Source organism: Pseudoalteromonas sp. P1-13-1a, from assembly GCF_001401875.1.
Lineage (GTDB): Bacteria > Pseudomonadota > Gammaproteobacteria > Enterobacterales > Alteromonadaceae > Pseudoalteromonas.
Genome location: NZ_LKDV01000054.1, coordinates 1 through 10,614 on the forward strand (window position 1 = coordinate 1; position 10,614 = coordinate 10,614).

Genomic DNA, 10,614 nt, shown 5'->3' on the forward strand with positions numbered 1-10,614 from the left:
GTAGGCAACAAAGAGTTTATCGCCCCTAGGCAGAACCCGAAGGGCAGCGCATGTTTGGCATTTATGCTGCGTTATCGCCTATTTATGTGAAATAACCACACTTCATAGGCTCTGCCTTGCCTAAAAACCAAACATACTGCTGCAAATTCAACCATCAAAGTTCAACACGCCCTAAGCATTAAACCTTGAGCGTATTGAGTGGATTGCCTACAATAGCGCATCACTTTTTAATAAAGATTAAAATCATGACCGATTCAACAAAACCAGCATTACCTGATCAGCTTTCTATTAATCCTCGCAGCAAACACTACATAGAAGAAGTGTTTGAACACGAAATTGGCGTAAAGCTAAACGGTAAAGAGCGCTTTGATGTAGAAGAGTACTGCATTAGCGAAGGTTGGATTAAAATTGCCGCACCTAAAGCGCTAGACCGCCGCGGCCAACCTTTACTTATGAAAGTAAAAGGCACGGTAGAGGTATTTTATAAGTAAGGTTTAGCCTACTAAAACAAGCGACTCTCCTGAGATGTCGCTTTTTTTATACCTATTGAAAAGCATTGAGCTTTTTTCATGTGAATAATGATGAAGTTTCATTATGATTTTATAAAAAACATGGTTGAATAGCGCCATATTGTACAGATACACAAAGGCTTGTTATGAATAAACTCACTATTTTAGATGGCGGCATGGGACGCGAACTTAAGCGCATGGGCGCGCCGTTCACACAGCCACTATGGAGTGCACAAGCATTAATAGAAGCTCCGCACTTTGTAACGCAGGCTCACCAAGGTTTTATAGAGGCCGGCGCTGAAATAATTACCGCAAATAGCTACGCCTGTGTACCCTTTCATTTAGGTGAAGCGCTATACCAAGCCCAAGGCGCAGCTCTTGCACAGCAAGCGGCGGTCATCGCAAAAGAAGTTGCTCAAAACGCTAAACAAAATGTATTAGTAGCGGGTTCATTACCCCCCGCTTTTGGCTCTTACCGCCCTGAACTATTTGAAAGTAAGCGCGCATTTACTATTTTAGATACGCTATACAAGGCGCAAGACGAGCACGTAGATTTATGGATTGGCGAAACCATATCGAGCATTGAAGAAGCGCACGTTATGGCAAGCGTACTTAAAGGCTCAAACAAACCATGTTATTACGCATTTACCTTAAATGATGTGGTGAGTGAGCAAGCTAAACTTCGATCTGGTGAGCTTGTAAGTGACGCAGTAGCGGCTTTGCTTGAACAAAATGTTGCGGGTATTTTCTTTAATTGCTCAATTCCTGAGGTTATAGAGCAAGCCTTTAGTGATACTAACGCAGTATTAGCCAAGCAAAATAAAAGCGTTGTTTTAGGCGCATTTGCTAATGGCTTTACACCTATCGCGCATGATTACAAAGCCAACGAAGGCTCACAAGCGTACCGCGATATTTCACCTTTAGAGTACCTAGATTTTGCAAAAACGTGGTACAGCCAAGGCGCAAGCATTATTGGTGGCTGCTGTGGCATAGGCCCAGAATTTATTGAAGTACTGGCAAACTGGAAACAACAACTTAAAAGCGCTTAAGCTTTAGTGCTTTTATAAATATTTAAATATTAGGGCTTATTTGCTATTGCCTCATTCCCAGCACCCAATCAAGCCCTTGTATGGCCGTAGTAGGAAAGGCAGTTGCATGGCTCGCCCCTTCAATAACAACGCTTTTTAGTTCAATATTATCACTGCTAAGTGCATTAATTTTTTGCGTTAATTGCTTTGCCCCTGCCACCATATTTTGCCCTTCACCAAAGCTTGGCGTTTCCTTTGCGCCTACCGATATATAAACCTTTGTAGGCAATTTAGGTTTATTTGCTTGAAGCGCTAAAATTGCATTGTTATTAAACCAAACTGATGGGCTGCCAATTATATAATTGTTAAATAAATCGGGCATCGTAAATAAAATAGTGGCACCAAATAAGCCACCTAAAGAGTTACCTATATAGGTTTTTTGTGTGTTACTTGCTCTGTAATTTTTTTGTATAAACGGCAGTACAGTATTTTTTAAAAACAGCGCATGGTTGTGAGCGTTACCGGTTGGTTTTTTCCAGCTTTGAGCCTTACTTGGGGTGTAGTCTCTAATTCGGCTGTTGGCGCCTTTTGAGCCCTTTTCGTAACTAATGGCCACAATAATAGCCTGCTGCATTTTGCCACTATTCATAGGAAACCGTGTGGCGCCTGCCACAATAGGAAACGTATACGGTGCATCGGTTAAATAAATAACCGGATATATTTTTTCAGGGTACTTTTTATATGACTTAGGAAGCTGAATAAAAACAGGGTATACCCGATTGGTCACGGGCTCAGTGAGTTCTATAACGCTGCTTCTAGGGATTTGGTAGGGGGTATTTGCGCTTAATTTAAAACACATTAAAGCGCAAAGTAACAGCAGGGATTTTAAAACGGTATTCATTAACCTAAGCCAAGCGTAATAAACTAATACTTAATGACTACTTTAACTCACTTTTAGCTTTAGGCTATTAAAAAACAAAGTTAAATATTAAAAGGCAGTGCTACATGTTAGCTGTTTGTAGCACTGATAACGCTAAGCTGCCTGATCAGATTCATCGCCTGAACACGGGCAGTTATCGTCATTCTGTTTAAGGCATTGTTGATAATTAAACCAATGAGCTACAGCTATAAAAGCCGATCCTATTAAAGTAAGCGCTTTTTCGGCTATTTCATGCCCTAGCAATACCGCACATATCATAAAAGACAGTCCAATAATGCCGCAAGCCATATAACGTTTACGCTTGTGCTTTTTACAGCCTAAGCTCAATGCTAATAAACTGGTGGGTAATACCGCCGCAAGAATCCATAAATGAAATTGTTCACTATCTATTTGCAGTACAGCAAAGCTTGGCAATAGCGCTAAAATAACCGGGGTTGCAAAACAATGTACTGTACACATTAACGATAACCCAATCGCCATACGATCCATAACACTTTGACTCGACTTCATTATTTCCTCTACTAAATTAGTGCCTCTACTCAAAAGCGTTACCTTTAAGGAGACATTTTAGTAACAACAGTTAATTACTATTGATACATTATAACATTTCTCGCATAATTGATATAATATAACATCCAACAAGGTAGTCAAATGAAACGTAGATCTCCATTAGCTGTTCTCATCGCAGCTTTATTACCAGCAAGTGTGCTGGCATCAACAATTGAAGGCGTGGTTTTAAATAATCAAGGTAAAGCGGTTAATAATGCAACGGTAGAAGTTGAAGGCTCAGACCTTAAAGTCACCACCGACGAAAACGGTAAATTTGTACTAACCGAGTTAAACAATGGCTTAAAAGAGCTTCATATTGTGGCCTCAGGTTATGCGCATCTTCATCGCGACATAACAATAATTGGCGATGAAAACCAGTCGGTTACGTTTAATTTAACGCGCTCGCCTATTGAAGTTATTGATATTGAAGCAACCCCTATTCATATGTCGGCAATGGAATCTGCCTCACCTGTTAGTGTTTTATCTGGCGAACAATTAAGGCGCCAACAAGCTGCAACCCTTGGCGACAGCCTTGAAAAACTCCCAGGCGTTAATACAAATTTTCACGGTAAAGTAGCCAGCACGCCTATTATTCGTGGTTTGAGCGGCCCGCGTGTACTTATTACTCAAAATGGCCTTGATGTAAGCGATGTGTCGCGCGTTGGGCCTGATCACTCTGTTGCATCAGAAGCCTCTACCGCACAACAAATTGAAGTATTACGCGGCCCAGCAACGCTATTTTATGGCAGTGGCGCCATTGGTGGTGTGGTTAATGTGGTAGATAACCGTGTTCCAACCGACAGTACAACTCGCGGCGAGTGGAACCTAGAACATAACTCTGCTGATAACCAAAAAGTGGCCTCGTTTAATGCCACCACAGGCACAGACTCGGTGGCTTTTTACGCCGATGCGTTTTGGCGTGAAGCCGACGACTACGAGGTGCCTGTAGCTGCCGATATAGATAGTGACGGTGAAGAGCATAGTGGCGATTACAAAGTTGAAAACAGTTATGAAGAGTCTGACGGTTTTACTGTTGGCGCTAGCTATTTAATGGATAACGGCTTTATTGGCTTAGCAGTAGAGCAATTTAATCGTCAATACGGTATTCCGGGCCATACGCACGGCGAGGAAGAAGAGCACAGCGACGAAGAAGAAAGCGTATTTGCTGATTTAGAGCAAACTAAAGTGCAATTATTAGGTGAGTACAACCTAGATAATAAATGGCTAAACAAAGTAAACCTGCGCGTTGGCCACACCGACTACGAACACGCTGAAATTGAAGGTGGCGCTGTAGGCACCACATTTAAAAACGAAACAAACGAATTTCGTATAGACCTACTACATAACCAATTTAACGAGTGGAATGGCGGCATTAGCTTTCATTACAAACAAAGCGATGTTGAAGCACAAGGTGAAGAGGCCTTTACGCCGCCATCAGAAACAGAAAGCTTTGCTGTAGCACTAATGGAAGAAAGGCACTTTGGTGATTTTTTAGTGCAGCTAGGTGGGCGTATTGAGCGTGTAACCATTGAAGCAGGCGATGTATTACTAGCAAATATTGACGCTCACGCACATGATGAAGCAGAAGAAGCCGACGAGCATGATCACGACCATGAAGAAAGCGCAGAAACCACGCGCGTATTTGACGTAGAGCATGAATTTACGCCAATCAGTTTATCGGCAGGCGTAGTGTGGGATTTTACACCTAACTATAATTTAGGGCTGTCGGTATCGCGCTCTGAACGTGCGCCCTCTGCCTCTGAGTTGTTATCGTTTGGGCCACACATTGGTACTGGCACTTACGAAGTAGGTGCACTATTTGATTTAGATGAAGACGGCCATTTGGGTTTATCTAGTCAAGCAATTGATTTGGAAACAGCCAATAATATCGATTTAACCCTGCGTAAAACCCAAGGTGATGTTGGCTTTATTTTAAATGCCTTTTACAACCAAGTAGATAATTACTATTACCAAATAGACACCGGTTTATTCGCCGAAAGTGGCCACGACCATGGCGATGAAGAAGAAGGGGCTGACGAACACGACCATTCATCAGAACTGCCGGTTTATTTATTTAAAACAGACGACGTAATTTTACACGGATTTGAAGCGCAAATTGCGTGGCAATTAACCGATGAATTTAAAGTAGATTTATTCTCAGATTATGTGCGTGCACGCCTTAAAGACGGCGGCGATTTACCCCGTACTCCACCGCTTCGTTTTGGCAGCGAGTTAAGCTATCAAACAGATAAACTCAGTGCCCATATTCACGTTACTCGCTATCAAAAGCAAGACCGCATAGCCCCACAAGAAACAGCCACAGACGGCTACACATTGGTTGATGCAAGCATCTCTTACGACCTTTCAGTATTAAACCAAGATATGTCTGTTTACCTGCGTGGCAGCAACTTAACAGATACAGAAGCACGCGTGCACAGCTCGTTTGTAAAAGATATAGCACCACGTCCAGGACGTAGCTTTGCACTAGGCATTCGCGGTTATTTTTAAGCATTAAAAAATTATAATTAAAGGAAATAAACATGAAAAAACTATACAAATTAAAGCTTATTGCGCTGGCTATTAGCACTACATTTATTACAGCCTGTGGCGATGCAGAAACCAATATTGTAGAAAAAGATCCTATTGTTGTAGAAGACGAGCACGATCATGACGATGATGATCACGACCATGATGATGGCTACACAATTGATTCATTGGGCAGATTAGCTGTGCTTGCAGGCAACAGCAACGAAGCCCACTTTTATGATCTAGATGACAACTCACTTCTTGAAACATTTACCCTGACGAATGATTCAAGCACGTTGTCGTCATCACCTGATTTTCGTTATGCCGTTATTGCAAGCCGCGCACAAGATTACTTAGGCTTTATTGATGGTGGTTTATGGCGTGAAGACCACGGCGAGCATTTACACGACTACGAGCAAAGCCCAGCGGCTAGCAGTTATGAGCTAACAAGTGGCAGCCGCCCTACTCACCTTGTAAAACACGACGGCCAATTAGCTGTTTTTTATGATGGTGATGCAGACTCAGGCACGGTTGCCTCTGTTGAAGTATTAACAGATAGCGACATAACAAGCGCAACAGCAACGCTACCGGGTATTAGCTACGATATTAATATGCACGGCGTAGCAGAGCCCCGCGGTGAGCATTTATTATCAACACTTCGCCGTGATGACAGCGAAAGCACATCGGTTGCTAAAGTACTGCCAGACCAAGTAGGTGTTTATCATTTTCATGATGGTGAATACGAGCTTGAACAAACCTTAGACCTTACGTGTCCTGATTTACACGGCGCGGCACAAAACCACGACTACGTGGCATTTGGCTGTAGCGATGGTGTGTTATTAGCCCACCAGCACGATGATGAATACGAAGCTGAAAAAATAGCGAATATTGCAGCCGTTGGCGATTTACGTATTGGTAGTATTTATGGCCACGAAGACAGCGAGACCTTTATTGGCGTAGCATCTGGCCATGGTGGCGGCGAAGCCGTAATTGTAACTATTAACCCAACAACAGCACAAATGGAAGAACTAGAATGGCAACTAGCCGATGGCGCAAGTGCTGTGTCGTACTCTTTTTCTGCCCATGGCGAGCACTTTTTAATATTAGACAGCTTAGGCTTTTTAAATGTATTTAGCGCACACGACCATGATGGCGAAATGCATTGGGAGCTTGAAGGCCAAGTGGATATTACCGAGCAAGACGTATTAACCATGCCAGAGGGCATGAGCTTTAGCATGACAGTGGCGCAAAATGGTCAGTTTGCTTATGTAGCCGACCCTATTGCTCAGCACGTTGTGCAAGTACATCTTGAAGACCTAGAAATTGAAAGTGAGGTTGAGCTTACTTTTGCTCCTAGTGCAATTACTTGGCTTGGTATTGCGCAAGAGGAAGAAGAAGGCGATCACGACCACTAATTTCACTCTTTAAAAAAGAGTACTCCCTTGAAGGTTGGCGTTTTAATGCCAACCTTTTTTTATTCACATTTTGTAACAGACCTTTTATCGCAAGTGCATCGCTATTTATAACCTTATTGTTATGATGTAACAGCTATTAATATAGGATGTAATCCCATGAAAAAATTAACAACATTGGCGCTTGCCTTGGCTGCGGTTATTGCACCGAGCGTATCAGCCTATGAAACTAAAGACACTCGCTTACTACGCTTTCCTGATATTCATAACCAAAACGTGACCTTTGTTTACAGCGGCGATATTTATATTGCTAATACACAAACCGGCGAAAGCAAACGTTTAACCGACCACATTGGTTTTGAAACATTTCCTAAGTTTTCACCTGATGGTAAGCGCATTGCGTTTTCGGCTGAGTATAACGGCAGCCGCCAAGTATATGTGATCAACAGCGATGGCTCAGGCCTTAAGCAACTTACCTACTACAACGATGTTGGCCCAATGCCGCCGCGTGGTGGTTTTGATTACCGCGTTTTAGATTGGACCGCCGATGGTAAAAATGTGGTGTTTAGAGCTAACCGCACACCGTGGGGCAAACGTATGGGTCGCCCTTATATGGTTCCTGCCGACGGTGGCCTTGAGCAACCTTTAGCTATTCCAGAAACTGGCGGCGGTATGCTCTCGCCAGATGGCAGTAAGTATGTTTATACGCCCATTGACCGTGAGTTTCGTACTTGGAAACGCACCCGTGGCGGCCGTGCGCAAGACGTATGGGTTTACGATTTAGAAAAAAACATCTCAGAGCAACTGACTACTAACCGCGCAACCGATCAGCAACCTACCTGGGTTGGCGACAATATTTATTTTGTATCTGATCGTGACTACACACTAAATCTTTACCAATACCGCAAAGGCAATGAGCCTAAAAAGCTTACCAACTTTAAAGACTTTGACGTACTTTGGCCTTCAGCAGGCCCTAATGCGGTTGTGTATGAAAACGGCGGTTACTTATATCGCTTTGACGCAAAAACACAAAAAAGCACTAAGCTGAGCATTAACATTGCCGGTGTGCGCCAATACGCTATGCCGTACAGCAAAAATGTGAGCGACTTTATTGACTCTATGTCGATTTCTCATGATGGCAAACGTGCTGTATTTACAGCCCGTGGCGAGCTATTTAGCGTACCCGTTAAACAAGGCCCTACGCGTAACTTATCGTACACTCAAAAAAGCCGTGAAATAGACGCAAGCTGGTCGCCAAATGGGCGTTACATTGCTTACATGAGCGATGAAAGCGGCGAGTACGAAATTTACCTAAAAGATCGCAGTAAAAATAATGCCATTAAACAACTAACTAGTAATGGCACTATTTGGCGCTTTACGCCTATTTGGTCACCCGATAGCACTAAGTTGTTGTTTGCAGATAAAAACCACACACTGTGGTGGTTAGATGCAAAATCGGGCAAGCAACACAAAATTGATACCGGTATTTACGACGAAGACGGCATTACTCAATATACGTGGTCGCCTAATAGCCAAGATATTGTGTATGTAAAAAATAACGAAAACCGTTATGCATCGCTTTGGCACTACAACCTTAAAAAGAAAAAGGTAACGCGCCTAACAGACGAAATGAGTAACGAGCAAAACCCAACCTTTTCGCCAGATGGCCAATATCTTTACTTTAGCTCTGAGCGCGACTTTAACCTTGCGTTTAGCAGCTACGAGTTTGACTACATGTTTAACCGCGCCACCCGTATTTATGCGGCCGCTGTAAACAACAGCGTTAAACCGCTTATCGCCTTACAAAGTGACGAAACCACGATTGTAAAAGATAAAGACGATGAAAAAGAAGATGATAAAAAAGTTAAAAACGCACTGCAAAGCAGCGACTTTATGCAGCGTGTTACCGCACTTAATGCACCCGCGGGCAATTACCGTGGCTTAACCGCAGTAAAAGGCGGCGTGCTTACACTTGCTAATGGTGGTTTACAACTTATAGGCACCGAGCACGATAGCGAGCTAGAAACCGTGGCTAAAGGTGTTAGCAGTTACACTATATCGAGCAACAGCGAGCACCTACTTGTACATACCAGTGGCGGTTACAGCTTAATTGAGCCTAAACCAAAGCAAGACCTAGACGCCAATAAGCTCGATTTAAGTAAAATGACGCTTAAAATTGACCCGCAAGCTGAGTGGCAGCAAATGTATGTAGAAGGCTGGCGCACCCTGCGCGACTGGTTCTACGACGAAAACCACCACGGTCAAGATTGGGATGCTATTTTAGCTAAATACCAACCTATGGCTGATGCTATTAGCCACCGTAGCGACCTTGATTATGTACTGAGTGAAATTGCTGGCGAAATTAACTCAGGCCATATTTACGTGCAATCGGGCGATATGCCAAAAGCCGAACGTAAAAAACACGGCTTATTAGGCGCTAAGCTTGCAAGCGATCCATCGGGTTATGTAAAAATAGAGAAAATCTTCAAAGGTGAAAACTGGCATGACGATTTCCGTTCACCACTGGGGACTACAGGCGTAAAAGCACATAACGGCGATTACATAATTGCGGTAAACGGCCGCTCGGTTAAAGACGTTGCTAACTTTTACGAACTCCTTGAAAACACCCAAGGCGAGCAAGTAGAGCTGGTGCTAAACAGCAAGCCGCGTAGCAAAGGCGCATGGCAAGTAACTGTAAAACCAGTAGCCAGTGAGCAAGGTTTACGTTATTTAGAGTGGGTTAACTCGCGTGCAGCCTACGTTAATAAGTTATCAAATGGGCGCATTGGCTACGTACACCTGCCAAATACAGCGTATGAAGGTAACCGCGCCATGTTTAAAAACTACATGCCGCAAACCACTAAAGACGCCATGATTATTGATGACCGATACAACGGTGGTGGCTTTATTCCTGAGCACATGATCACCTGGCTTGCACGTAAACCACTTAACTACTGGAAACGTCGAGGCACCGAGCCCACTAAAACGCCACAGTTTGCGCACTACGGCCCAAAAGCCATGCTAATAAACGGCTATTCAAGCTCCGGCGGTGATGCAATTCCTTACTACTTCCGCCAAGCGGGGTTAGGTAAGCTAATTGGTACGCGTACGTGGGGTGGCTTAATTGGTATTTCTGGTAACCCTAGCCTTGTAGATGGCGGGCAAGTCATTGCGGCTACTTTCCGTATTTTAGATACCCAAGGTAACTGGATTATAGAAAACGAAGGCGTTGCACCTGATATTAAAGTAATTGACCGCCCAGAGCTTATTTATAAAGGCCAAGATCCATCAATAGAACGCGCTGTACAAGAGTTATTAAAGGAGCTTAAAGCAAACCCTAAGCAACCTTTAGTGGTGCCACCAGCACCGTCTAAATTTTAATTTGCTGTATAGCTAAATAAGCTAGGGCGTGTTGATCTTTGATGGTTGAATTTGCAGCAGCATGTTTGGTTTTTAGGCAAGGCAGAGCCTATGTAGTGTGGTTATTCCCCATAAATAGGCGATAACGCAGCATAAATGCCAAACATGCGCTGCCCTCTGGGTTCTTTCTAGGGACGATTGACTCTTTGTTGCTCGGTTTTTACTTAGCCCACTAGGTTACAAACCTCGCGCCGCGATTTAATCGCCCCTAGATTGAACAAATTTCAATC

The 10,614-nt window shown here is 43.4% G+C and carries 7 protein-coding genes; 5 read left to right on the top strand and 2 right to left on the bottom strand.

The features are described from left to right. Window positions 1-245 precede the first annotated feature (245 nt). A complete protein-coding gene (locus AN391_RS19290) occupies window positions 246-491 on the top strand; it encodes a DUF3297 family protein (RefSeq protein WP_055016889.1) in 246 nt (81 codons plus the stop codon). Window positions 492-655: 164 nt separating this feature from the next. Next, on the top strand, window positions 656-1,558 hold the full coding sequence (locus tag AN391_RS19295; protein WP_055016890.1) for a homocysteine S-methyltransferase family protein: 903 nt from the start codon (window positions 656-658) through the stop codon (window positions 1,556-1,558). 43 nt (window positions 1,559-1,601) lie between these two features. Here AN391_RS19295 and AN391_RS19300 read toward each other — a convergent pair whose 3' ends face one another. Both AN391_RS19300 and AN391_RS19305 read right to left on the bottom strand, forming a co-directional pair. Continuing rightward, complete coding sequence (locus AN391_RS19300) at window positions 1,602-2,438, bottom strand: alpha/beta hydrolase (protein ID WP_055016891.1); 837 nt, start codon at window positions 2,436-2,438, stop codon at window positions 1,602-1,604. A gap of 132 nt (window positions 2,439-2,570) precedes the next feature. Beyond that, window positions 2,571-2,987, bottom strand: coding sequence for a MerC domain-containing protein (locus tag AN391_RS19305; protein WP_055016892.1), 417 nt, complete (start codon window positions 2,985-2,987; stop codon window positions 2,571-2,573). Between the two features lie 141 nt (window positions 2,988-3,128). Between AN391_RS19305 and AN391_RS19310 the strand changes: the two genes are divergently transcribed. From AN391_RS19310 to AN391_RS19320, 3 genes are all read left to right on the top strand, one after another. Then, a complete protein-coding gene (locus AN391_RS19310) occupies window positions 3,129-5,534 on the top strand; it encodes a TonB-dependent receptor (RefSeq protein ID WP_055016893.1) in 2,406 nt (801 codons plus the stop codon). A 32-nt stretch (window positions 5,535-5,566) separates the two neighbouring features. After that, window positions 5,567-6,967, top strand: coding sequence for a hypothetical protein (locus AN391_RS19315; RefSeq protein ID WP_055016894.1), 1,401 nt, complete (start codon window positions 5,567-5,569; stop codon window positions 6,965-6,967). Between the two features lie 156 nt (window positions 6,968-7,123). Continuing rightward, window positions 7,124-10,345 carry a S41 family peptidase gene (locus AN391_RS19320; protein ID WP_082429358.1) on the top strand — a complete coding sequence of 1,074 codons (3,222 nt, stop codon included), beginning with the start codon at window positions 7,124-7,126 and terminating at the stop codon, window positions 10,343-10,345. The last annotated feature ends 269 nt before the right edge of the window (window positions 10,346-10,614 follow it).